22 protein-coding genes are annotated in these 25,279 nt (G+C 38.9%); 10 read left to right on the top strand and 12 right to left on the bottom strand.

The genetic code is table 11. The features are described 5' to 3' along the window. Nucleotides 1–271 precede the first annotated feature (271 nt). Nucleotides 272–1,273 carry a hypothetical protein gene (locus tag ACN1CD_RS20120; protein WP_419132201.1) on the top strand — a complete coding sequence of 334 codons (1,002 nt, stop codon included), beginning with the start codon at nt 272–274 and terminating at the stop codon, nt 1,271–1,273. Between the two features lie 995 nt (nt 1,274–2,268). Here the strand turns inward: ACN1CD_RS20120 and ACN1CD_RS20115 are convergent. From ACN1CD_RS20115 to ACN1CD_RS20080, 8 genes are all read right to left on the bottom strand, one after another. Then, nucleotides 2,269–3,435, bottom strand: a complete 1,167-nt coding sequence (locus ACN1CD_RS20115; RefSeq protein ID WP_419132200.1) for a hypothetical protein — start codon at nt 3,433–3,435, stop codon at nt 2,269–2,271. Beyond that, nucleotides 3,432–4,361 carry a glycosyltransferase family 2 protein gene (locus ACN1CD_RS20110; protein WP_419132199.1) on the bottom strand — a complete coding sequence of 310 codons (930 nt, stop codon included), beginning with the start codon at nt 4,359–4,361 and terminating at the stop codon, nt 3,432–3,434. The genes ACN1CD_RS20115 and ACN1CD_RS20110 overlap by 4 nt, the downstream gene beginning before the upstream one ends. Nucleotide 4,362: 1 nt before the next feature. Continuing rightward, on the bottom strand, nt 4,363–5,604 hold the full coding sequence (locus tag ACN1CD_RS20105; protein ID WP_419132198.1) for a hypothetical protein: 1,242 nt from the start codon (nt 5,602–5,604) through the stop codon (nt 4,363–4,365). Nucleotides 5,605–5,606: 2 nt separating this feature from the next. Next, complete coding sequence (locus ACN1CD_RS20100; protein WP_132533872.1) at nt 5,607–6,434, bottom strand: hypothetical protein; 828 nt, start codon at nt 6,432–6,434, stop codon at nt 5,607–5,609. A gap of 553 nt (nt 6,435–6,987) precedes the next feature. Next, nucleotides 6,988–8,118, bottom strand: coding sequence for a TIGR03364 family FAD-dependent oxidoreductase (locus tag ACN1CD_RS20095; protein ID WP_419132197.1), 1,131 nt, complete (start codon nt 8,116–8,118; stop codon nt 6,988–6,990). Then, the gene (locus ACN1CD_RS20090) at nt 8,115–9,428 is read right to left on the bottom strand and encodes a DUF5690 family protein (RefSeq protein WP_419132196.1); all 1,314 of its coding nucleotides are present in this window, start codon (nt 9,426–9,428) and stop codon (nt 8,115–8,117) included. Before ACN1CD_RS20090 ends, ACN1CD_RS20095 begins: the two co-directional genes overlap by 4 nt. A gap of 9 nt (nt 9,429–9,437) precedes the next feature. After that, a complete protein-coding gene (locus ACN1CD_RS20085) occupies nt 9,438–10,121 on the bottom strand; it encodes an HAD-IA family hydrolase (RefSeq protein WP_419132195.1) in 684 nt (227 codons plus the stop codon). A gap of 78 nt (nt 10,122–10,199) precedes the next feature. Further along, nucleotides 10,200–10,778: a helix-turn-helix domain-containing protein gene (locus tag ACN1CD_RS20080; protein WP_419132194.1), complete on the bottom strand. Its 579-nt coding sequence runs from the start codon at nt 10,776–10,778 to the stop codon at nt 10,200–10,202. Between the two features lie 146 nt (nt 10,779–10,924). On the opposite strand from ACN1CD_RS20080, the gene ACN1CD_RS20075 reads away from it, so the two are divergent. The 6 genes from ACN1CD_RS20075 (at nt 10,925) to ACN1CD_RS20050 (ending at nt 18,972) form a co-directional block, all read left to right on the top strand. Then, nucleotides 10,925–11,497, top strand: coding sequence for an HD domain-containing protein (locus tag ACN1CD_RS20075; RefSeq protein ID WP_419132193.1), 573 nt, complete (start codon nt 10,925–10,927; stop codon nt 11,495–11,497). A 189-nt stretch (nt 11,498–11,686) separates the two neighbouring features. Further along, nucleotides 11,687–14,968 (top strand): SusC/RagA family TonB-linked outer membrane protein, encoded by a 3,282-nt coding sequence (locus ACN1CD_RS20070; RefSeq protein WP_419132192.1) that lies wholly within the window; start codon nt 11,687–11,689, stop codon nt 14,966–14,968. A 20-nt stretch (nt 14,969–14,988) separates the two neighbouring features. Beyond that, a complete protein-coding gene (locus ACN1CD_RS20065) occupies nt 14,989–16,587 on the top strand; it encodes a SusD/RagB family nutrient-binding outer membrane lipoprotein (protein ID WP_419132191.1) in 1,599 nt (532 codons plus the stop codon). A 52-nt stretch (nt 16,588–16,639) separates the two neighbouring features. Next, on the top strand, nt 16,640–17,731 hold the full coding sequence (locus tag ACN1CD_RS20060; RefSeq protein WP_419132190.1) for an alkaline phosphatase family protein: 1,092 nt from the start codon (nt 16,640–16,642) through the stop codon (nt 17,729–17,731). 284 nt (nt 17,732–18,015) lie between these two features. After that, the gene (locus ACN1CD_RS20055; protein ID WP_419132189.1) at nt 18,016–18,240 is read left to right on the top strand and encodes a hypothetical protein; all 225 of its coding nucleotides are present in this window, start codon (nt 18,016–18,018) and stop codon (nt 18,238–18,240) included. Between the two features lie 141 nt (nt 18,241–18,381). Beyond that, nucleotides 18,382–18,972: a hypothetical protein gene (locus ACN1CD_RS20050; protein WP_419132188.1), complete on the top strand. Its 591-nt coding sequence runs from the start codon at nt 18,382–18,384 to the stop codon at nt 18,970–18,972. Nucleotides 18,973–19,376: 404 nt separating this feature from the next. On the opposite strand, the gene ACN1CD_RS20045 is transcribed toward ACN1CD_RS20050, so the two are convergent. Continuing rightward, the gene (locus tag ACN1CD_RS20045) at nt 19,377–19,679 is read right to left on the bottom strand and encodes a HigA family addiction module antitoxin (protein ID WP_419132187.1); all 303 of its coding nucleotides are present in this window, start codon (nt 19,677–19,679) and stop codon (nt 19,377–19,379) included. 261 nt (nt 19,680–19,940) lie between these two features. On the opposite strand from ACN1CD_RS20045, the gene ACN1CD_RS20040 reads away from it, so the two are divergent. Next, nucleotides 19,941–20,243 carry an ArsR/SmtB family transcription factor gene (locus ACN1CD_RS20040; RefSeq protein ID WP_419132186.1) on the top strand — a complete coding sequence of 101 codons (303 nt, stop codon included), beginning with the start codon at nt 19,941–19,943 and terminating at the stop codon, nt 20,241–20,243. A gap of 12 nt (nt 20,244–20,255) precedes the next feature. After that, nucleotides 20,256–21,356, top strand: coding sequence for an NADH:flavin oxidoreductase (locus tag ACN1CD_RS20035; RefSeq protein WP_419132185.1), 1,101 nt, complete (start codon nt 20,256–20,258; stop codon nt 21,354–21,356). Between the two features lie 136 nt (nt 21,357–21,492). Here the strand turns inward: ACN1CD_RS20035 and ACN1CD_RS20030 are convergent, their stop codons facing one another. Both ACN1CD_RS20030 and greA read right to left on the bottom strand, forming a co-directional pair. Continuing rightward, complete coding sequence (locus tag ACN1CD_RS20030; protein WP_419132184.1) at nt 21,493–21,891, bottom strand: HIT family protein; 399 nt, start codon at nt 21,889–21,891, stop codon at nt 21,493–21,495. Between the two features lie 74 nt (nt 21,892–21,965). Next, on the bottom strand, nt 21,966–22,439 hold the full coding sequence (greA, locus tag ACN1CD_RS20025; protein WP_132533900.1) for a transcription elongation factor GreA: 474 nt from the start codon (nt 22,437–22,439) through the stop codon (nt 21,966–21,968). 353 nt (nt 22,440–22,792) lie between these two features. On the opposite strand from greA, the gene ACN1CD_RS20020 reads away from it, so the two are divergent. Next, nucleotides 22,793–24,673 carry a M1 family metallopeptidase gene (locus ACN1CD_RS20020; RefSeq protein WP_419132183.1) on the top strand — a complete coding sequence of 627 codons (1,881 nt, stop codon included), beginning with the start codon at nt 22,793–22,795 and terminating at the stop codon, nt 24,671–24,673. Nucleotides 24,674–24,760: 87 nt separating this feature from the next. On the opposite strand, the gene ACN1CD_RS20015 is transcribed toward ACN1CD_RS20020, so the two are convergent. After that, nucleotides 24,761–25,237, bottom strand: coding sequence for an OsmC family protein (locus tag ACN1CD_RS20015; protein WP_419132182.1), 477 nt, complete (start codon nt 25,235–25,237; stop codon nt 24,761–24,763). Nucleotides 25,238–25,279 lie beyond the last annotated feature (42 nt).

The following is a 25,279-nucleotide window of genomic DNA, read 5'->3' as shown; positions in this document are numbered from 1 at the left end:
TACCTTCTGGAAGTAATAGACTGATTAGGATGTGGCCGGCGTCGCTCAAAATAAAAATGGATAGGGCTGTAATTCGAATACAAAAAAAAGAAAATTATTTCTTCCCCCCAAGAATCCCGCTTGATCCGAAATAGAACTTAATAATTATTTTCTGGTAGTAGTGAATAATTATATTTTTAAGTCTAATTTTATTTAGAAAAACAGACTAGCCCTATCCTGCTAATCTCATAGACTAAATAATTAACATACGCTCCATCTAAAAACGCAACTCATGAGCTCCGTATTCAGAACATCCTATTCACCGGACTTAGAACCAGTATCAGAGGATAAATTAAAAGAAATTCTCGGTCAACGAAAATGGCAAACCGTTGAGATTAAAATCTCCCATGAAGATCTCATAAATAACATCCGTTTTTTAAATGATGCCGTTGTTTTAAGAGAAAGTCGCGAGGGTGTTCCTCTAATGACGACCACTGGAATTTATGGCCCTATTAAGAAAAGTGATAAAGTTATATTAACGCCAAATGAAGGTACTGGTGTAAAGGTCATCCCAACGGATCCGCTTGAAATAACCCTGATCGAGCAATTGGAAGCTTTGGCTGAAAATCACAAATACATCAAGGAAGGTAATGCTGTTTTGGTCCATTCCAATTGGGTAAGCAGTGAAAATGGTGGAAATTTACCTAATCTTGATCCTTCATCAAACGTATTTGGCGCAACCGGCTCCTTATATGTGAATGAAAATGCTATCATTTTCCCTGTACTTGATGTTACACATCCTGATTATGAAGAAACACTCGCTTTTTATGGAGCTAAACTACTAAAGCCGGAAGAACCATTCTACCTGGGCTTTAAAGATACTTTGTTCGGAATGGAATATCACACTTCTTTACCTGATTACATCCGCAACTATGCCCTATCGCCTATTGGTGGTGGTGGTATGTTTGTGGAACACCATCCTTTCCCACATATTTTTCTACCAAAACCAACCACAAATGGAAAGGTTTTTTGTGAAGCGAAGGTTACACTGGGGCGTAAGGTAGAAGCTACAGATAAGAGTAATCCCCAAATTAGATTTACTACTTTTAGGATCCCTTCCGATGGATCAGCACTAGCCATTAAGCCATCTACCATCCATAATGACAGTTTTACCAATGGAAAATTAGCTGTTTTTGTAGCCAATACTCCTGCAGATACGGTAGCCTTCAGACAAACTGCTCCATTTACCAATATTGTAGTGAAGGATCATGATTCTAAAGTAGAGATACCTTAGAACCTTTAATTTAGCGGATGGTGGTTTGCGTTAAGGTTAAAAACTAAAATGACTATGGTAATAACATTCGTTCCTAAAAAACAATTTATAAAATATTAAAACTAACCTTTAAATAAAATTTCGCTTTCTGCTTAATAGAACTAAGCTTAAATAATGAAACGATAAACCTAAATTCGATAATTAATTGATTTTAACACCCCGGTCTGCTACCTTTTTTACGCCCTTTCCCTTTCAGGGGAAAGATGCCGATAGGCGGATAGGGGTTAACTCATAGCAATAACCTGTTCAAATAGTATGGTAAGGCATATCATTAATCGAACGCTCAGGTTATAGAATTAATTTAATTATTCTCCCTATATTTAAGGTAGTGTGTCAAGAAATTGATTTCTTTAGTCCACCTTCATTCCACGTTTACCCCACCTCAAGTCCATGATCTCGCTATACTTACCTTGTATATCACTTAAGTCTGCCTGTAGATCTAAATGATAACTGGCCGATATCGTCTATCCAGTGATAAGGTAATCACGAAGAACCTTCCAATCTATTTCGGGCACATCCTGATCAAACCATCTTTTATCATTGGTTCCGCCCATAACGGAAAAACCAGGGAAAAATTTCCATTTTTGGATCTTCCACCAAAGCATTATAACCTGTGCTCGATGATTAAAATGCGTACAATTGATTAGTTTTTACAGTTTGATTGATTGTTATTTAGAGAAGAAACTGTATACTACCAATCCAGCCCAAATATTAAATAATAAGACATCGTAAGTCAACGTCGAGAAGGCTTCCCTGGAATGAAGTTATAGTGTTTTTATCAAAGTTCTTGCAAAATTCGGTCTACTATTCAGAAAATATCCGCAACTTTATTGCATATAATCACGCGCCTACAAACACATGAATATCAGTAACTTATATATAAATATTTACTAGCATGATTACAATTTTTAATCAAATTAATTATCGAACTCAGATTATAAACCACCAACTAATAATCATCGTAGACGATTATCAACAATCACCGGTGTCTTACCTGTAGTTTGGTTCGTATAAAGTTGGAGATCGGCACCCGCTAAAACCGCTAAATTTTTCACTTCGTAACCAAATATTTCATAGAGTTGTTTAAGCTTCAGTTCAATGTATTGTGCTTTGACAATATCCGATAAATCAGTAATCAACAAAAACTTTAGTATGGTATGCCCTTCATGTGGCATGATTTGGATTTGAAACCTTTCCACATCTGCTAAAATGAGGTTAAAATCATCCAGCTCATAATTGCACTCATTAAACATAAACGAGTGGCTTTCCCTTCCCTTTAATTCAAGATAAGATATTCCATCAATTTCAATCCATCTCCCAATATCACCCGTATTATACCTGAAAATAGGAAAGCGCTTTCGGAACAAATTACTCACCAGCAGGCTCCCATAGCCGTCCGCATCTGGCATATGTACTTCAACCACCAAACCATCAATCACCCTGAATAAAGAAGGCGATCGGCTATAGTCACACCAGGCCCAGATTCCTGTTTCTGCCGAGCCATACAGCGAATAAATTTGCCGGGTACCGAAAATCTTTTCAAAAACATCAACATGCGATGTCGGCAAAAACTCACCCCCAAATAAAAGATTTTCTATGGATAAACTAAGTTGATTTTTTTTAAGATATAATGCAAAGAGAAATAACTTAGAAGGCGTACCCAATAATAAATTAGGTTTAAAATTTTGAGCCATATGATAGGCATCTTCATAAGGTAAGCTGGCGCTGGCCACCAAAGTAGTTGCACTACATCTTTCCAGGAGGTCATCCATAATTGCAGCGGTGCGATACATTTCCATGTAGCCAAACATATTCAGCGCAATGGTTTTCGGTGTAAATACTCCGGCCTTTTTTAACGCGGCAGACAATACGGCTCGTTGCTCCAGGTTTTCGGCAATATCTACTGGAAAAACCAACGGCTTTTGGGTAGATCCGCCAGAACGCACTAAATAAACACCACTGCTCTCCCGATGCAAATCAAAGTGATCATTTAACTGACTGATCAATTCTTTTTTACCCATCAGCGGGGCATTTTGATAATCGTCATGATCCTGATAGTAGGATTTGAAAAGTTCCGACTGCCGGACAATCTGATAGTACTGTTGAAGAAAGTTATCAATCATGATCTAACATTCATTTTAAGAAGCAGATAGCCAAGGTATGGTGTCAAAAAACGCCGATGATGCCACATGAAGTACACTTTTTGATGATTAGAGATCAAATTTTTTAAGGCATGTCTGTACCAGCGTTCACCAATCATCCCCATCAATAAACGATCATGCTTATCCTTACTGTTGATATACCTTAAAATAACTGGTGGCAGCTCAATCTGCTTAAAATGGGAATAGTGTTTCCTAGATAAGCTACCTGGCACTTCATTCACATACAGGTAACCACCCGTTTGCAATGCAATTTTGCCTGGCTCACTGTTCAGGATTCCTTTTAGCACCCGGTACCAGAAATCAATTCCTTCGTTTAATTGTGCTTCAGCGATATACTGGTGGGCAGCGATCCATTTTCTTTTGGTGATCACATTACTCCCCACGCCCATAATGAAGTGTGGTGAGCTTACAGCCCCTAATGGATCTTTGATTAGGTAAAGATCAGCCGCAATCGGTTCCAGGTATTTTTTTAAGGGTTCCAGATTTGGGTATATTTCCCTGCAGGGCATAAAAGTAATATCAAGCACCATAAAATCAAGTTGATGCTTGTTGAATGCTTCTGCAACAATTTCAAGCAAGCTCGGGTGATATTCATCATCTGCATCAAGAAAGCTAATCAGCTCACAGCTGCTGGCCGCAAAACCAATATTACGTGCATTGCCCGGGCCTTTATTTTCACTCAGTTCAATCACTTGTATCCTGCAATGTCCAAATTCAGCTGCATGATTACGTAAAAATTCATGGGTAATGGAAAGGCTGTGATCCGTACTGGCATCGTCAACAATAATCAACTCCTCCGGCATTTTGTGCTGACGGAGGAGTGAATGAAGCGTTTGAGCAATATAACTTGCTTTATTAAATAAGGGGATGATAACGGTATGCGTCATGTTACGATTCAGACATCATGGCCGGGAAAATTACTCCCCTACCCTGGTGAACGTTAACCACATGCTCTGCCGAACCTCGGAACAAGCCCGGGCCAAAAGATTGATCATTATAACACAATAACATGCCTACCAGGTTGATTAGCGAATCCTCAGAACCATTGACATGCTTAAACCAGCGTTGCGGTACATATTCCTGCACCATATATTCCGGCCATTGTTTGGCAATAATATCAGTCCACAGAGAAGCTTCGCAATCACTTTTTACATACATATCAATCCCGCGGCCACCACTATTGCGTTTTAACACACAGTTTAATAGCGAGTGACTTACCTCTGCTCGTTTTTCTGAAGTATTTAAGGCATAAGTCGGAATCAGAAATGATCGTAAAAAAAGGTATTCCTCCTCAGAAAGATAATTTCTCATGATTTCCTCATTATACAAAACAGCCAGTATGCGTTTGTCATGAACCAGAATCAGTGTGCGAACATCGTTAAAATAATTCCCCTGGCTGATGATCAGCTTCAATACTTCAGGATCAAATTTACGCAGTTCTTCCCGATCCATTTCCAGAATAAACTGACTCACAGGCTTACCATTTAACATGACTTCACCATTCTGATGAGTGAATTGCGCAGGACTTGCAGAAACATAATCCAAACCCCGCTTACCAAATTCATTTAATAAGTAAAATACCTCGGTGCCTTTTTCTTTTTCATGTACCAGTACAATGGGCTCACTACTATTAAAACGATTGAAAATAGTTTCAATAAAATCTTGTTGAGCAGGAACAGCTTCCAGTGATGGTAAACCTATTGTTTCATTCTCCTTAGTAATCACATTCAGGTAATAGCTGATCATCCATCCATTAATGGGGTACCTGGCCCCTATTTCACAAATTTTGATTCCGCCATCTTCCGCCTGTAAAAAATCAGGCCGATACATGCCCACCTCATAAGGTTGTGCTTGTGCCATGCCTAATATGCGGTTTAAATCTTCATCGAAGTTATAAATGGAACGGATGCTTTCATTATTAAAATAGGCATTTACAACACTGGCTAATGCTTTGTTTAACAGTTGGCATAACTTTTCCATTCTGGCTATTTCCTTCCGCTCCACCACAACAGGTACCGGCGAAAAAGAATCTGCACCGTTGCAGGGGATTTCGCCCAGATATTTCAATAGCAATTCATTCAGCACATCCTTACTACAGATGGTATGTTCTTCTATAAGCTCACCCATCATCGTTATTGGAATTCTTCAGCCATAACCGGATCTAAACCCGCACTAATAATTTCCATTACCGATGCTTTTTTACTTAAATAATCGGCAACAATTTCGCTAAGGTCATAATCAGCCAGGTTTACATTCATGGCCTTTACATAATGATTGATGGCATTAACGGCATAAAAGAAATGGTTTTTTTCTGTTGGACCGCAATGTACTGTGATCCATGCCAAAGTATGTTTTAAGGTATCTTTATCAAAACCATAGTCATCTTCTAGCCAGCGTGTAAACTTAGGCAGGATAAACTCTACTTCGCCATGTGTATAAATTTCATGCACCAATGTGGTTAAAAGACCAATTAACAGATCTTTGTTGCGCAATGAATTTTGGTCTTTCCAATATTTAAAGGCCCGGGCACTTGGATCAAGGTATTGTCTTAGTAACCATCCGTCATCGCCACAAGTATTAGTCGCCATAGTATAAAAAAGATCAGAATGCAATACTCTTCCCACAACAGCCAAATCTTCATCAACAATTCTGTTCAGGTTTGCTACCGATCTGAACAATTGTGCTTCATCCGGCACAAATGTATTTTTATGGATCAGCATTGTCATGCGATTACTTAATCCGGCAACAGTAACTGCACTATTGTTGGTTTGGCTCCAGCTGTGAAAAAAAGGCTTAAGCTGATCTCTGTCATGAGGGATTGCTGTTAGCTTGGTAAAACTTTTTTCTACTGTAGCAAAGTGTTCTGCCTGTTGCGGAAAGTACGCTAAAAGTTGGTGCTTTAATGGCGATTCTTCCATTCCTTCGAGCACAGGAAGAATAATTGATAGTAAATTTTTCACAATTGTTTGAGTTAAGGTTTAATTTAAAATTATAATGGTATAGTAAAATGATCTTATTTTATCTAATACTTATAAAAAAACTAAAAACGAAAGTAACCTGTTAACGGGATTGGAAGAGCAGATATAAGGTGGTATGAAGTGTTTGAGTGAGCGCGTATCAGATTATCTTAGATTTACAAATAGGGATTTGACAAGTAATTTTTGGATAAAGGCAACCAGTATAAGAGTGTATTTTTTATTAAGTATTCAAACGAGAAATACAACTACAGAAAACAATTAATTATATTACAATACTACAGATTAAAATTGATTTACAGAAAAAATAGAGTCGGGTAAAATCACCTTTTTTTATAGGGTAATTTTACTTATTACGAAGTTATTTTTAGGAGATATGAGTTATAGGCAGTTAGTATTGAGTAGCAAATATTGAGTAGCGAGTAGCAAGACATGGGAACTATATGCTACGTTTTTAAGCGCTGGTCTTTTCGCTTTGTCTTGAGCGCTCATCTTTTCGCTTTCAGCTTTATGCTTTACTTACCTCGTATTTAAAAAACTAATCAAACTTAGCACCTATAGTTTGTTCACACAAGCCAAAAGATAAGGTCATACCATTACCGCCCAGGCCATTAATGATGGTAATCCCTGTCTCTGGCTGGAAAATCAGTTCAGTTTCTCCGTTCTTCATTTTCGGGTAGATGCCATTCCAGGTTTGGACAATGCTATTGTCTTTAAAATTAGTGAAGGTATTAAGGTATTTGATAATCATCTGGTTGATGAAATCTTTATCGAATGGATCATGAACAAGGCCATATTCATGCGAATCGCCAATGGTAATTTCTCCGGTATGATTTTGGGCCGCCATTACATGAATTCCCCATTCAAGGTATTCTGCATATTCTTCTTCGTAACGTTTACGCAGGCTGGAAAGCGATGGTGTAGCGTGAAATCCCGGATAATGAATCATACTTAAACTACCACAAAGGGCAGGTCCAATCCGCCATCCGTTTGGCTGGCTATTAATCCGCAGCATTTGCAACTTGCATTTGGTAATCTCCTGCTGTATAAAAAGTTCAGGATACAATGTTTCAAATTCGGCACCGCTACAAATAAAGATTTCATCTGCCTGCCAGCTTCGCAATCCTGATTTTACGGTTGAACTTTCTACCTGGCTGATGGCGGTATTCCAATGAAAATCTACCGCATACTTTTCTTCCAGGTAACTTGCTATTTTACCAATAGCTACCCGGGCTTCCACAATCATTTCAGTACCACTCCACAAGGCACCTTTCAGTTCAGCCGGATTTACACCATCTGATTTTGCTAAAGTTTGCTTGGGTGTAAGCAACAGGCATTCGCGATAAGCCTGATTCATTTCAACATACTCCGTCATTACGGCAAGTTCATCCTCACTATTGGCAATGTGCAACGAGCCCACCTCATCATGCCAGATATCAGCCTCCAGGCAAATTTGCTTCCAGATGCTTCGCGATAACATTGCACGCTCAAAGAGCGGCCCCGTAGCTTGTCCTATTGGCCAAACCATCCCAAAGTTGCGGATAGAGGCACCAACGGCACGTTCATTACGCTCAAACACGGTTACTTTAAATCCTCTTTTTGCTAGCGCCAGGGCTGTTGCAAGCCCCACAATGCCGGCACCAATTACGATGGCAGATGGTTTATTCATATAGTAGAAAATTTTAACTGAGTTTTCTCCCGTATACTGATTTTACGAGCAGACAGGAAAAAATAGATTAAGGATAAGGTGCCGCAAATACTTCCAATCACGGCAACCAATATAACGCCCTCTTTAAAAAAGTTGCCCCAGCTAATAGCTGGCTTTCCGAATTCTTTAACGATTAATACGCTTACACTAGCCAGGTAACCAAGAGAATCGGCCAGGTACATCACAAAGCCAACATTACTTTTATAGTGAAAGGTAGCAATCATGCGTTCAAAAAAGATGGCATTATAAGGCACGTAGCCGAGATAAAGCCCCAAGCCAGCCATAGTCATCCAGGCTACAGGGCCAATCATATGTAAACTGAACAAGATGGTAGATGCTCCAATTAAAATGCATCCGCCGATAATTAACAGGTGGATAATACTGAAAGCTCTTAAATTTCTTTTAATCAGAAAAAGTAAGCTCATGGCCACAAGTACAATGATAGAAATGCGGCTATCTATTTTTGCATAAATATTCTTATCGGTAATTCCCAGGCTATTCCAGATCTCTACTTCAAAATTATCCCGGATGTCACGCATCACAGTAAGCAATACATAGATTACTAACGTTAGGATAATTCCGGGAAGGAATCGGCTGATAAATTGTTTCCTTTCCAAAGCAGTCATCGGTTTACGCTCGGTACGCATCAGTTTATCCTGCTCAGTTGGTAACGGCATCAGTTCGAGCACGAGCACAAAAAATATGATGGGGATTACAAACAATGCTCCGGTTAAAAACGGCATCATGTATTCATTTACATGGTAGGCATGAAGGAGCGTTTGACCAACCGTTTTGACGAAACCAGAACCAAATATCAGGCTAATGGACAATACGGCCGCCATAAATTCGGTAGAGCGGCGCCCCTCCAGGTAGCCGAATACCAGGCCCCATATTAACCCCAATGGAAAGCCATTCACAAATAAAAAAATCATATTGTATGGAGCCGGAACGAGTGCAAACCCAAGCAACGCCAACCAGGAGATTCCTACCAGTAAAAGTATCGTTACTCCCCTATTTTTGCCATTTAGTTCGGCAATAAAACGGATACCATAAAATTTGCTTAACGTATAGCCCACTATCTGAAAAATAACCAGCCAAACTTTATAATCTATGTGAAGATATTGTTGGCCGGAATAAGTACCCGCAGCAAAGGCTTTGCGGAAGGCATACATAGAAGAATACGCACCAAAAGCAGCGAAAGCAGATATAAATGCAGTAAGTGCATAAGGCCAATTGGCTATTTTTGCCCTTAAAATTTTTGCTAAGCCCATAGCTTTTATTTATAAAACGATGTTGAGCACATCAGCAATGTCATCAATAATATGCGTTGGGTGATAAGGCTCCAGCTCGGCACGGGTAAATGCGCCGGTGGTTACTGCAATTACATATTTGCAACCTGCGTTCTGTCCCTCACGGATATCAACTTCGGTATCGCCAACCTTCGCCACTTCATCCACTTCAGAAATACCGGCAAGTTGCCTCAAACGGTTAATCATTCCAGGATTTGGGCGTCCTTCAGCAACTTCATCCGAGCAAACTAAAAAATCAAATACACCTTTCTCCCGCCATTCCAGTCTTTTGATAATAACTTCTGCAATGTCTTTCGAAAAACCAGTATTAATTCCAATCTGAATACCTGCCTTTTTTAAGGATAATAAGGTAGATTCTGCATTTGGTAAGGCTTCCAGAAAGTCAGCTTGCTGATAGTATTCAATCATCAGGCGCACGAAGGTTTCATGGATCTGATGAATAAGATCTGACGTAATCTTGGAGAGATCAGCTTCATACAAGTGAAGCATTTTGGTAATCGCCACAATCTTTTTATAACCCATTAAAGGATTGATAATCTGATCAGAAACATCATAACCATACTCCTGCAAGGCATTTTTAAAAGTTTGCGTAACTTTATTTTCATCTTTGACCGTGGTACCGGCCATATCGAACACTACAAGTTTAATGGACATTGCTAAAACATTTTGTTTAGCAAAAGTAAACTTAGTTTATTATTACAAAACTACCTTAATGTTAAGATATATTTAAATTTAGCTGTTTTCTTCAAAGAAATAAATCACCAGCATGCTGGCTTTCTCCTTCCCAGAATTTTTTGGTGTATGTGGCATCCGGCCGTCAAACAGCATCGAATCACCTTGCTTTAATTGATATATATCCTCCCCAAAATGATAATCAACAGTACCACTAAGTATATATTTGTACTCAAAAGCTTCAGTTTGGATCTGTGGCCTTTGTGCATCAGGCTCAAGTTCCAGAATGACCACATCTACGGTAGATTTTTTAATGGATTGGGTAAATATACGTTGGTAACTAAAACCAGCAGCATCTTCTTTTTCAAAATGCTCGTAGTCTTCCTTTCTGCGGATGAGAAGCGGAAAATTCCTGCCATTGTATTTTATATCTTTAAAGAATACGTTTAAATCAATTTCCAAAGATTTAATAATATCGATTAACACAATTAACGAAGGTACAGTACGGCTATTTTCAATCTGCGAAATTAATCCCTTACTTACATTCGCCCTGATAGCCAGTTCCTGAACAGTAATATTCTTTTCGCGGCGCCTGTCTTTAATACGGTTACTGATCTGGATCAGTACATCATCTTCCATTGATCTGATTTTTGGTAAAGGCGGAAATTAGAGAATAAATTCTAGCATGGCAAGGCTTTTAAGATATTTTAGGGATTAGCGAGGAGATCACAAAAACTTAATTCTTACCTAACATGAATTATTTTTATTTGCATTTTTAATATTAAATGATAGAAAAACCAATAAGTCCCGAGGTTATAGTTAACGAAGTGTTTGCTTTATATGAAGCGCATGGAAATGATGATTACATCGGAGAACCCGTTTCCCAGCTCGAACACATGTCGCAGGCGGCGAGTCTGGCCCTGTCAGAAGGCTATGATGATGAAGTGGTACTTGCGGCATTTTTTCATGATATCGGACATTTATGCGCCGCCAGTTCCGAGGTAGGAAGCATGAATGGCATGGGTAATGTAAATCACGAGCAGATCGGAGCAGATTATTTGCTGGCGCGTGGTTTCTCTCCCCGTTTGGCCAAACTGGTAAATGGCCACGTAATTGCCAAGCGCTACCTCACTTATAAATATCCTGAATATTATGATAAGCTCTCTCCGGCCAGCCGCATTACCTTAGGCTTTCAGGGCGGGCCTATGACTGCGCAGGAAGCTACGGTGTTTGAAGAAGATCCGGATATTGATATCATTATCCGCATGCGTTTCTGGGATGATGAAGCCAAATTAACAGCAATCCCTATAGATAACTTACAAAGTCTTAAGGCTATGGCAATTAAACATTTGAGTTGATAAAAGTGAATATTATTGCCACAGTGTTAAATCATTTTAACTTAATTGTATTGGTTTAGTTACCAAAACCAAAAACTATTAACGATAAGTGAACAAATTTTTAAAGTTTAATTAACTTAAAATTAGTTTACAAATAATAAACAAAGTTTAGTATTGCCAAATAATCTTAACTCAAATTATTTGGCAATTATGGATGCTTTTTACCCCAATTTAAAAAGGCTTGTACTCCTGGTGATGTGCTTCCTTTCTCCGCTAATTTTACTGGCGCAAACCAAGATCTCAGGCACCGTGAATGATGAGACCAATCAGCCTCTTCCCGGTGTAAGTGTAATGATCAAAGGTTCTAAAAACGGAACAACTACAGATAATTACGGGCGTTTTATCCTAACCGCTAACACCGGGCAAACGCTTCAGTTTCAATTTGTAGGCTTTACCAGTCAGGAAGTTATTCTTGAAAACACTACCGATCCCCTTACCATTACCTTAAAAGGAAATAACCAAACACTTAATGAAGTAGTGGTGACGGCTTTAGGTGTAAAAAAGGATAACCGTAAAATCGGTTATGCAGTTTCTACGGTACAAGGAGAAGACCTCACCCTTGCCCGCGATCCAAATCCGGTAACGGGCTTAATTGGTAAAGTGGCCGGATTATCAGTAGGCCCTTCGGCCGAATTGCTTGGCGCACCCAATGTAGCCATCCGTGGAAATACCATTTCCTTATACGTAGTGGATGGTTTTCCAATTAATACGGACACTTATAATATCAGTCCGGATGATATCGAAACTTACACCGTACTAAAAGGCCCGGCAGCCGCGGCGCTTTATGGCAACAGGGCATCTTATGGTGCAATCCTCATCACCACAAAAAAAGGTAACAAAAACAAAAAAGGCTTAACCATTGATGTGAATAGCAGTACCGTAATTAACAAGGGCTTTTTAGCTTTCCCAAGAGTACAGCGTGCTTATGGTGCAGGTGAAAATACTTTTTATCAGTTTGTTGATGGTAAAGGTGGTGCACCGGGCGGTGTGGATGCTGATTATGATATCTGGGGACCCTTCTTTAACGGTCAATTAATTGCCCAGTACGATAGCCCTATTGTAAACGGCGTACGCCAGCCAACACCTTACACGGCACGTGGTGCAAATAACCTGAATAACTTTTTACGCACAGGGGTTCAAACCAATAATAATATTGCCTTAACCTCCAACGGCGAAAATCACACCATCCGTTTTTCTGCTTCGCAACAACACCAGGATAGCTATATCCCGGAACAATACCTGGACATTGCCAATGCCAATATGTACGCTTCATTTAACCCAAGCCCACGCTGGAAATTTGAAGGTAACATTAATTTTAACCGTCAAACCACTGATAATTTTCCAGATGTACAATATGGCCCGAACAGCTTAATCTATAACCTGGCCATTTGGACGGGTGCAGATTGGGATGTGAATGCGCCAGACATTAAAGCCATCTGGCAACCTGGTAAAGAAGGTATTCAGCAGCAATTTGCAGAATACACCCGTTACCACAATCCATGGTTTATGGTAAAAGAATGGACCCGTGGTCATCGTAAAACGAATACCACCGGATACCTTTTGGCCAATTACAAAATCAATACCAACCTGAATGCCACCATACGTTCACAGATTGATACTTACAACATCCTGCGTACCGAGAAAATGCCTTTTTCTGCTCACCCTTACGGACGTGAAGGCAATGAAGGTGATTACCGTGAAGACCGCCGCGACTTGTTTGACAACAATACAGAATTGATGTTGAATTATGATTATACCATTAAAAAGTTCTTCAACATCTCTGGTTTAATTGGTGGAAACATGCGTAATATGTCTTACAATTCGAGCTGGACATCAACAGATTATCTGAATGTCCCTGAAGTTTACGCCTTTAGCAACTCCAAAAACCCAATCCAGTCAACCAGTTTCAATTCTGGCATGCGCGTATTAAGTGCGTATTACTCATTAGATTTAAGTCTTGGCAAATACGCAACCATTTCCAGTACCGGTCGTTTAGATAAATCTTCTGCTTTTCAGGTGCCTACCACTTATTTTTATCCGAGTTTATCGTTAGCCTCTGTGGTATCGGATTACATTAAAATGCCCGAATTCATCAGCTTCTTAAAAGTAAGGGCATCATATTCAAATATCCGCTCTGATGCAACTTCTACTACCATAGGCCCTGCCCCATTTAGTTCAATTACTGCTTTTGGTGGAAGCACTGGTCCTTCATTATTTAATAATCCATTGGGTTATGGTACTACTTATAGTTCACCATACAATGGCCCTGATTATTCATTAAATACTTCTTACGCCACCAGCAAACCATATAACAGTCAAACTGCAGGTTACGCTTCTGATTATTTATACCAGAATGGTATCAAAACATCAACCCGGGTAAACTATGAAGAAGGCTTTGACATCAGGTTTCTGAAAAACAGGTTAACCTTTAGCGGAACAGCTTTCCAATACATTGATGGACCAAGAATTTTACCGAATGCCATTTCAACAGCAACAGGTTATACCATCGAATACCTGAATGCACTTAAAACCAAAAAAACAGGATACGAAGGTTCATTAAGTGGTGATGTTTTCAAGAAACCAGATGGCTTTAGCTGGAACATTTTAACCAATATTTCTACATATAAAGAAGTTTATAAAGAGCTTCCTCAAGGACAAAGCATTTATGCCACATTCTTTAAAGCGGGAGACCGCACAGATAAATTATATGGAAGTGCATTTGTAAGAACGCCGGAAGGAAAAATCATTAACGATGCAGCAGGCAAGCCACTGGTTAACCCAACTGCACAATTTTTAGGCAATGAAATTGGTAAATTCAACTGGAGTATTTACAATAAATTCCAATATAAAAACCTGAGCCTCGGGGTACAGTTTGATGGCAATGTAGGTGGGGTAATTGTAGATTATATGCACAACAAAACCATGCGTGGAGGCGCTAATGCAGAAACCGCTGAAGGCGCATTGGGCGCTGCAAGATACCAGGATTGGTCAAACTTCGGTAAGGCGGGTTATAATGGCAGTTACGTTGGAGAAGGTGTGGTAATATCCAATGGCACTTCGATCAACTACGATTCCAACACGGGCGCAGTGCTTAATTATTCCGCTTTACAATATGCGCCAAACACCCAGGTTGCCTTTGTACAGGATTATGTGAGTAAATATTATAATGTTGATGAGGCGAACCTGATGAGTAAAACATTCACCAAGCTGCGTGAAGTTACCCTTGGATACGAGTTTTCTAAAGAACTTCTGGAGAAAACCTTTATCAGAAAAGCATCCTTCTCCCTTTACGGCCGAAACTTATTGTACTTCTATAAAGATAAACGTTTTAAGGATGTAGATCTTGATCAGTATAACTATGCAACGGCATCAACCGGTTTACAATCACCAACTGTCCGCAGCTTTGGTATTAACCTTAACGTTTCCTTCTAACCTTGATAACACGAAAGATCATGAAAAAAATAGTCAATATATACCTGCTGCCCCTGATGCTAATCATCCTGGCAACGGGTTGTAAAAAAAGTTTTGAAGACCTCACTGAAAACACCAATAAGCCAAATGCCGTTTCTGCATCCCTCCTGTTTAATGGTGTATTAAACAATTTACCAGATCTGCCAGATGGCTCAAAAGAAACGTATAGCCAATATTACCTGAACAATTACGATTATTATGGTAACAACCGATACGATTTAGGTGGCGGCGACGACTATTACACTGCGCTTAAAAACGTAGTTGAAATGGAAAAACGTGCTGCTGCCACTGGTGGAGCCAGCATCAATCCATACGAGGCATTAGGTAAATTCTTCAAGGCCTATTTCTTCAGTAAAATGAGCATGGAGATGGGCGATATCCCAATGACGCAGGCCTTAAATGGGCTGGATGCGCTGGAGCCGGTATACGATTCACAAAAAACCGTGATGCAGCAGTCGCTAGCCTGGCTGGAAAGTGCTAACAGCGACCTGGATCAGTTAATCAAAAACCCTGCTAACTTTGGTACTGGTGTAGGTGCAACGCTAAGCAACGATATCTATTTCAATAATGATTTAAGTAAGTGGCAAAAAACGGTAAATGCTTTACGAATCAGACTATTACTCCAATTAAGCAAAAAAACATCAGATACCGATTTAAACGTAGCTACTCAGTTTGCAAGCATCATTAGCAATCCAGCTAAATATCCTTTAATGACGAGTGGAGCCGATAACCTGCAATACACCTTTGTGGCACCGAATAATTTTTATCCTCAAAATCCGAATAATTTCGGGCAGAGCGGATCGAGAAAAAATTCATCTGCAACTTACATCAGTTTGCTTACCCGCCTTAGAGACCCAAGGGTTTACGCCACTGCCGAACCTTCAAGAGATTTAGTAGATAACGCCAAGCAAAGCGCTACAGATTTTGCTTCTTTTGTTGGCGCTGATGCAGGATTGGATTTGGGTGTGATGTACAACAATGCAGGTTTACAGAAATATTCGTTCATCAACCGTAAACGTTTTTATTCCACTTACACCGGTGAGCCAAGTATACAAATTGGTTATGCAGAACTCATGCTCAACATTGCCGAAGGCATTAACAGAGGCTGGGCAGCCGGAAATGCGGAAACATACTATATAGCGGGGATAAAAGCTTCCATGAGTGCTTATGGCATTCCTGAAAGTGGTAACTATACTGCCTATTTTTACCGTCCGGGATCAACAAATGTAACGAACGCCTCCAATTACGACACCTTTATTATCCCTGTGGATTTCAATACCTACTACAACCAGGCGGCTGTAAAATATACTGCTGGTGCTAACGGCATCACACAGATTTTACAACAGAAATACCTGGCATTATTCAGGCACTCTGGTTTAGAATCTTACTTTACGTACCGCCGCACCGGGGTTCCTGCTTTTACAACAGGACCTGGAACAGGAAATGGAAATCGTATCGCACAGCGCTTCAAATATCCTTCAGCAGAGCGCACTGCCAATGCTAAAAATTATCAGGCAGCAATTACCAGCCAGTTTAATGGCAATGATGACATCAATGGCATCATGTGGATTTTAAAATAAGATCTATTCAGGCAGGGCTAACTATTGGCCTTGCCTTTATTACACCACTATTATGAAAAAGCTGATATTAATTTTTGCCTTAACCATTGGAGCAACATCTTGCTTTGCGCAAACCAAAAAAACAAAAAACCTGATCATCATTACCCTTGATGGAATGCGCTGGCAGGAAGTATTCAGGGGAGCAGATTCTGCCATGATTAATTCCAAATACACCGAAGACAAGAATGAAGTGAGAAAAAAATACTGGACTGCATCTTTGGAGGACAGGAGAAAATTGCTCTTTCCATTTTTATGGAACACCCTGGCCAAACAAGGACAAATTTATGGAAACAGAGACCTGGGCAATAAAGAAGAGTTATCCAATCCTTATCATTTCTCTTATCCAGGATATAATGAAATTTTCACAGGCTTTCCTGATGTGAAAATGAATACCAATGATGCCGTTGCCAACCCGAATATGAATGTATTGGAATTCCTGAACAAGCAAAAAGGGTTTGAAGATAAAGTAGTTACGTTTTCATCATGGGAGCGCTTTCCACAAATCTTAAATACCACCCGTTCAGGCTTACCGGTATATTCTGGCTATGCAGATTTAAAGAATGCTGATGCCAATGCCAGATTAAAGTACCTGAACGAACTTCAACACCATGTACCACATTACCTTGGCGATTCTACCAGGCTTGATTTCATTACCTATGAATTTAGTAAGGAATACATTAAACAATATAAACCAAGGGTAACGTATATTGCTTTTGATGAAACTGATGATATGGCACATGCAGGTAACTATAAATTTTATCTCGATCGGGCCAAACAGGAGGATGACTACATCAAAAATTTATGGGAAATGATCCAGGCAGATCCATTTTATAAAAACAACACCACATTGCTCATCACCTGCGATCATGGCCGTGGCGATGTTCCTATAGATCAGTGGCGTAGCCATGGAACGGATGTTAAAGGCTCTGAAAATACCTGGTTTGCGGTTTTAGGTCCGGACACACCTCCAACCGGCGAATTAAAAACACCAACAACAATTTACCACAAACAACTGGCGCAAACCATATCTATGCTATTGGGCTTTGATTTTAAGGCAGCTGCCGGACATGAAGTTGGAGATGCCATAAAAACAGTATTTAAATAGTTCGCTATTTTTAGAAGCAGTTTAAGTTTCATAAATAAAAATCAACTTGCGAAGTTTTGGTGGCCTTTGTTTGGGGGAATACCTCGAAACTTTTATTGTACTATCTTCAAAACTTACGAAATTCTTCAGCGCTCAGGCTTTGAAAATTTCGTAAGTTGATTTAAAGCGATACCGCTGAAGATCAACTTTTCTTGTTTACAAGCTTCTTGAAGTGAATCTTTCTTTACTTCCGAACATTTCTTTAAGATTGATGGTTATGATGGTGTACTAACCTAATACAGATCATGGCAAAAGAGAAAAAGAAAAAACCGACGAAGAAAAAAGAAAAAGGTAGCAAAAAGAAGGATAAAAAGAAAAAAGGAAGCTCGAAGAAAAATAAACTTGGAGTAAAAAATTCTCTTGTTAACAACATCAATGCCCGCAAAAAGAAAGGAAAATCTCGCTCGAAAAAGAAATCCAAAGTAAGCAGAAAAGCTTATAAAAAGATGAAGGAAGGCTGGAAGAAATAAGGGGATTTAGCGGATCATATTGCAGCAACATCTTATTAGATTTAATTTATAAACATCTTTAAAATTGTAACCTTTGAGTCTACAAAATTCGTAAAAATTATAAATGATAATTTTAGGCTATCTTTGCACAAAATAAAATCGATGGCGGTATTACATAAAAAAGAAGAAAAAATTCAGGCAGTGCTGGGTAGGTTGCCTAAAAAATATACAGATGAACAATTTGTTGAAATGTTTATCAGACTTTACTCTAAAGATTGGGGAAAGATTAAATCAGCTTACATCAAGCAATCTCAGGATAAAGAAAAGGGTTCTATCATCAACATGCCTAAGCCAGAGATTTATTTGAAACAAGTTTTAGCCAACTACTTACAAAATGCAGATGCACCAAAAGCTGCTGAAGTAAAAGAAGAAGTGGTAAAGGTACCAGAAACTAAAGTAGAGAAACCAAAAGTAACAGCAAAAAAAGAAGCTGAGGCAGCTGAAGAAACTGAAGCACCTAAAAAAGCAAAAGCTCCAGCGAAAAAGAAAATTGAAGCAGTGGAAGAGCCGGTTGCCGAAGTAAAGAAAACAAAAGCACCAGCTAAGAAAAAAGCTGAAACGATAGAAGAGCCAGTTGCTGAAGTGAAAAAAACTAAAGCACCGGCTAAGAAGAAAGTTGAGAAAGCAGAAGATGCTTCAGCTGAAATTAATAAACCAAAAGCAGCAACTAAGAAGCCTGCAGCAAAAAAATAAAAAAAATTTTCACCTCCATATAATAAAACATCTTTTTGGCTGTTTATGTATATGAGAGCGTTAATTTAGATGACGGGGATAGGTCGGTATGATTTATCCCCGTTCTTTTTTTTAAAGATTTTTTTGGTATTTCTTGTTTTACCTGGCACTCATTATAAAAGCAAATCAACTTACGAAGTTTAGCTGGCCTATAGCGAAGGGGAAACTTCGTCAGTTTTAAATGCCAAATCAACTTACTAAGTTTAGCCAGCCTGTGTGCGAAAGGAGAACTTCGTCAGTTTAATGGCGATTACAGGAAACAAATCAACAAATGGTAGCCTATCTAAAGACGAATAACTAAATTAAAGTATTTCTTCTTCAGTAAGAATGTATAGACCAAGATAAATTATCCGTAAAACTATTTTTTACGCATATTCCTTTTCCTTTTCTTCCATTTTAGCCTTTTGTAAATCAAAAGCCGTCTGCATTCCATACCAGTATTCGGCACTGGTTTCTAAAATTTTGCCAATTTTTATTGCAAGTTGTGCGGAAATATTTCTTTTGCCAACAAAGATCTGGCTTAAGTTATTAGGAAGAATTTCTAAAGCTTTCGCAAAATCTTTCTTTAGGATTTGTCTAGCTTCAATTTCTTCTAATAAAAACTCTCCTGGATGGAAAGCTTCAATCTCAATTTCAGCACCTTTAGAATTAAAGACCTGATTGTTCATATATCTTAGTATATTAAACCGCTATGCCCAATGCATAGCAATAGTAACAATTATTTTTTTATGATCAAAATTTGATCATGATCATTTTTAGAACATGATCAAATTTTGATCATCAACAGCCAATCAAGCATCTTATTTTTCAGATAGTTGAAGTATTTAAAAATATCTATGCATTAGAAAAATCAATCAAGCATTTACACAGAATTGTAAACTTCATTCTTATAATTGGCATATCGGGAAAAGTCGATATACATTTGTATCATGGATCAAGTAGAAATCTTTAAAGCCTTATCGAACAAAACCCGTTTGCAGATTTTAAACTGGCTTAAAGAACCAGCTACAAACTTCCCCGAACAACTTAATCCTGATTTTGAAAATGTGGGCGTATGCGTTGGTCAGATTCAAATGAAGGCAGGTTTATCACAAAGTACCATCTCCGAATACCTTTCCATTTTACAGCGTGCCAATCTGGTTTGTGCTACCCGTGTGGGTCAATGGACTTATTACAAACGCAGTGAAGAAGGAATCAAAATGTTAAATCAAATCATTAGTACAGAATTATAAAAACAGAAATATATGAATACAGATAGTTTATTTAAGCCTTTTAGCTTAAAAACATTAAACACCAAAAATAGAATTGTAATGGCACCCATGACGAGATCTTTCTCTCCCGGGGGCGTTCCAACCGATGCCGTTGCAGAATATTATGCAAAAAGAGCTGCCGGAGAAGTAGGATTAATTTTATCTGAAGGAACAGTAATTAACCGTCCATCTTCCTCTGCAGACCCTGATATCCCACACTTTTATGGCGATCAGGCTTTGGCTGGATGGCAAAAAGTGATTGACGATGTTCATGCCGCTGGCGCACAAATGGGACCGCAAATCTGGCACCAGGGCATTCATGCCAATCATGCTTCTGGTTGGGTACCAAGTACACCTTTTGAAGGTCCATCTTCCTTAAATAGCCCGGGGTTTGAAAACGGCGTACCGATGACAGATGCTGCTATTGCAGATACCATCGCAGCTTTTGGTCAGGCTGCTGCTGATGCAAAGGCTTTAGGTTTTGATACTGTTGAAATTCATGGCGCACACCAATACTTAATTGATCAGTTTTTCTGGGATGCAACCAATAACCGTACAGACATTTACGGCGGTAAAACCCTTGCAGAAAGGACACGCTTCGCTGTTGAAGTAATTAAAGAAACCCGTAAACGTGTAGGTGAAGATTTTGCTTTAATTATTCGATTATCACAATTCAAACCTGCTGCTTATGATTTCAAATTAGCAAAGAATGAAGCCGAAATGGAGCAATGGTTAACGCCGTTAGTAGATGCCGGGGTCGACATTTTGCATTGTTCACAACGTCGTTTCTGGGAACCAGAATTTGAAGGATCAGATTTAAATTTCGCAGGCTGGGCGAAGAAAATCACTGGCAAAGCCACTATTTCTGTGGGTTCAGTTGGATTAGATGGAGATTTCTTTGGCGCATTTGCCGGACAGAGTTCACAACCAAGTTCCTTAGATGAATTGGTGCGTAGAATGGATCGTGGTGATTTTGATTTAATTGCTGTGGGCCGTCCGTTATTATCCGATGCAAACTGGGTAGAAAAAATTAAAAACAACCGTACAGATGAATTGAAAGGTTTCAGTAAAGAAGCTTTAGCAGAATTGGTATAATTTTTCTTTTATTATATTTCCTGGTTGGTGGCTCACCAACCAGGTTAAATTTCAACCTTTGGCTGGTGACACACCAGCCAACTTAATTAACTATTCTTCGACACTGTTCGATACATCACCGACCAGGGAGTTATCATTACTCTTCCAACAAAGCCTGTCTTATTTTTTCCGCAGCTTCAGCCAGCTCTTCCTGAGTTGGGCTCAGCTTCTCTTTGCTAAAATTCATATCCCCTACCGTATTCATTGGTATGAGGTGAATATGCGCATGTGGCACTTCCAGACCAATTACAGCCACACCTACTTTTTTACATGGAAAGGCAGTCTTAACACCTTTAGCTACAATTTTAGCGAACATCCAAAGGCCAACAAACAGATCTTCATCCATATCAAAAATGTAATCCGCTTCAATTTTTGGAATCACTAAGACATGGCCAGCAGTTAAAGGCTGAACATCTAAAAAAGCTAAATATTCTACCGTTTCAGCTACAACATGTGCGCTGATTTCGCCGGCAACAATTTTTGAAAAGATAGTCATAAGTAAGTTGTAGGTTGTGAGTTATAAGTTAAAGGTCTGGTCTTACAACCCGCAACCCACAACTCGTAACGTTTTTATCTGGATATTTCTAAAACTTCAAATTGCATTTTACCTGCCGGCACTTCAATTTCGGCAAATTCGCCAACAGATTTACCCAATAAACCTTGAGCAATCGGCGATTTTACTGAAATTTTTCCAGTTTTTAAATCTGCTTCAGTTTCGGCAACCAATTGATAAGTCATGGTTGCACCATTCTTTACATTTTTGATTTTTACGATAGACAATGCCAACACTTTTGTTAAATCCAATTTCGATTCATCAATTAAGCGCGCATTCGCCAGTGTGTTTTTTAATTTGGAAATTTTCGCCTCATGCAAGCCTTGTGCCTCTTTCGCGGCATCATATTCTGCATTCTCCGATAAATCACCTTTATCTCTTGCTTCAGCAATTGCTTTAGATATTAGCTGACGCCCTGTGGTTGTTAGATAATGAACTTCCTCTCTTAATTTATCTAATCCCTCTTGTGTATAGTACGTTACCTCTGTCATTGCTCTATTAATTTTTTTTCAAACGCTATAAAAAACAAACAAGACTACATAGTTGGTTTCTACATAGTCTTGCTTCAATTATAACGAAGATAAAATCTGAAAATTACAAAAGCAAATAAATACGCAGGATTTTTATGATTTAGGATATACAGGATTCTGTTATGACGCTGATCTCAAAAACTATAAGGCTCATCAATACGCAGGATGTTTATCTTTTCACATAGATACTGAATGTATTAGATCCTATCGTTGATAACTTATCCGGGCAACATATCACACATTTAATCGAATCATTCTTTCATTTAATAATTCCTTCATTATTTTTTACTTTTAGCTAAAATTATTCTAAAAAAATGAAAAAATTATTTTCTATTGCCCTGCTTATTGGTTTGGGCAGTTATACACTCTCAGCGCAAGAGCTTTATATGCCCCGAAACATAAAAGTAGCTTACGCAAAAGGAACGCGATCAGTGAGTGGTCAACCCGGCCCCAATTACTGGCAAAACCATGGAAAATATAACATGGATATTAAAGTAGATGCCGAAACCAAAACAGTAAGCGGACAGGAAGAAATTATTTACAGCAACAACAGTAACGATACTTTAAAAACGCTGGCTATCCGTTTTGTAAATAATTTACATAAGCCAACTTCACCACGTAGTGGAGCTGTTAGCGAAGATTTTTTATCCAGCGGACTTAATATCTCTTCGTTTGCTGTAGATGGCGAAACCTACAAAGTTGATTCGAAAAACTGGGGTACGATTGGCAGTGTAAAATTGAAAAAGCCTTTAAACCCTAAATCTAAAATTACGGTTAAAATTGCCTGGGATTATCCTTTATCAAAAGAAAGTGGTCGCGAAGGACAGATTGACCCTAATTCATTTTTCGTGGCTTACAGTTACCCCCGCATTTCCGTTTATGATGATTATAATGGCTGGGACCGGATTCCACACACCGATAGAGCCGAATTTTACAACGACTTCAACGATTATGTTTTCTCCGTAAAGGCACCGAAAAATTATGTGGTTTATGCCACTGGCGATTTTTTAAATCCTGATGAAGTGCTTCAGCCAGAAATTGCTGCACGCTTAAAAAAATCATACAACACGGATGAGGTTGTTCACATTGCTACAGAAGAGGAGTTAAAAACTGGAAAAGTAACCACTCAACAAGATTGGAATACCTGGAAGTTTAAAGTAGATCACATTACAGATGTTACTTTTGCCTTAAGCAATCACTACGTTTGGGATGGCGGAAGTGTAATCGTTGATGCTAAAACTGGCCGAAGGGCGAGTGCACAGGCGGCTTATAATCCATCAACCGGAAAAGATTTTATAAACTCTGTTAAATACAATATCAATGCCTTATCATGGTTTTCAAATAACTGGCCTGGCATTCCGTACCCTTATGTTAAAACAATCGCTTTCCAGGGTTTTGCAGATATGGAATATCCGATGATGGTGAATGATTCCAACTTTGGAGATCCTGTTTTTGCCCAACTCGTACAAGATCACGAAGTAGCACATACTTATTTTCCCTTCTACATGGGCATTAACGAAACGCGTTATGCTTATATGGATGAAGGTTGGGCAACTACCTTTGAATATTTAATCGGCATTGCAGAACATGGCAAACAGGCCGCAGATGATTTTTACAAAAAATTCAGAGTAAACAACTACATCAATGACAAATCAGCGGAAGAAGATCAGCCCGTGATTTCTATGTCTGATCAGGTTTCTGGTGCAGGTTATGGTAATAATTCTTACGGAAAAGCATCTTTATCTTACCTGGCTTTGAAAGATATGCTGGGCGATGCAACTTTTAAAAAAGCATTGCATCATTACATGAACACCTGGAATGGCAAACATCCTATTCCGTGGGATTACTTTAACTCAATGAATTCAGGTTCAGGACAAAACTTAAACTGGTTTTTTCAGAACTGGTTTTTCACCAATAATTACCTGGATTTAGCCATTGGAAAAGTGGCTGCTGCTAAAGGAAAATCGCTAGTTACCGTTAAAAATATTGGTGGTTTCGCCATTCCTTTTGATGTGGTGGTAATTTATGCAGATGGTAAAAAAGAAACCATTCATCAAACACCTTCAGTTTGGAAAGTCAATCAAAAAGAAGTGGTGATCAATATACCATCGGCAAAGAAAATCACATCAGTTACGCTGGATAATGGCATTTACGTAGATGCAACACCAAAAGACAATGTTTATGTTGTAAAATAGTTAGCACTTTAAGGTTGGCAGTTTTCAAATTGAAAACTGCCAACTTTCTATTCTCTATTTCCATTTCCCTATTCCCTGCTTAAACGGCTAATTGTTCTCCGCTTTGAAAGTCGCTTCGTGTTTAACAAGAAAATTAAGTGAGTTGGCAATAAAACACATTTTATTGGCTTCTTTATGTAGCGATTCTGCAAGTTCAAAATGAGCCTTATCCGCGATTAAAACCTCGGGATGCAAGGTAACTTCTTTAAATTTGCCACTGCCATCGGCCAGTTCCTCCATTATTCCAACGGCCTTATCCTTATAATCAATTACTATAATTTCATTTTTAGAACACAGATGCAAATACCAAAGCATATGGCAACTCGAAATGGACGATAAAAGCAAATCCTCAGGATTATATTTAGATTTATCACCTAAAAAAGCAGAATCTGATGAACCCAAAATATCGGCTTTTCCATCTACAGTGATAATATAATCGCGATCGTAAGAGCGATAATCCATTGTCCCTGAGCCTTTATTGCCCGTCCAGGTAATGGTTGTTGAATATAAATGATCTTTCGGCATGATATAATTTAGTTAGATTTTGTAATCCAATTTAGGAATTTT

Origin of the sequence: Pedobacter sp. N23S346 (genome assembly GCF_048515415.1) — a bacterium.
Taxonomy (GTDB): Bacteria; Bacteroidota; Bacteroidia; order Sphingobacteriales; family Sphingobacteriaceae; genus Pedobacter.
Note: the sequence above shows the minus strand (reverse complement) of the source record. Positions and strands in the feature narration are given on the sequence as shown.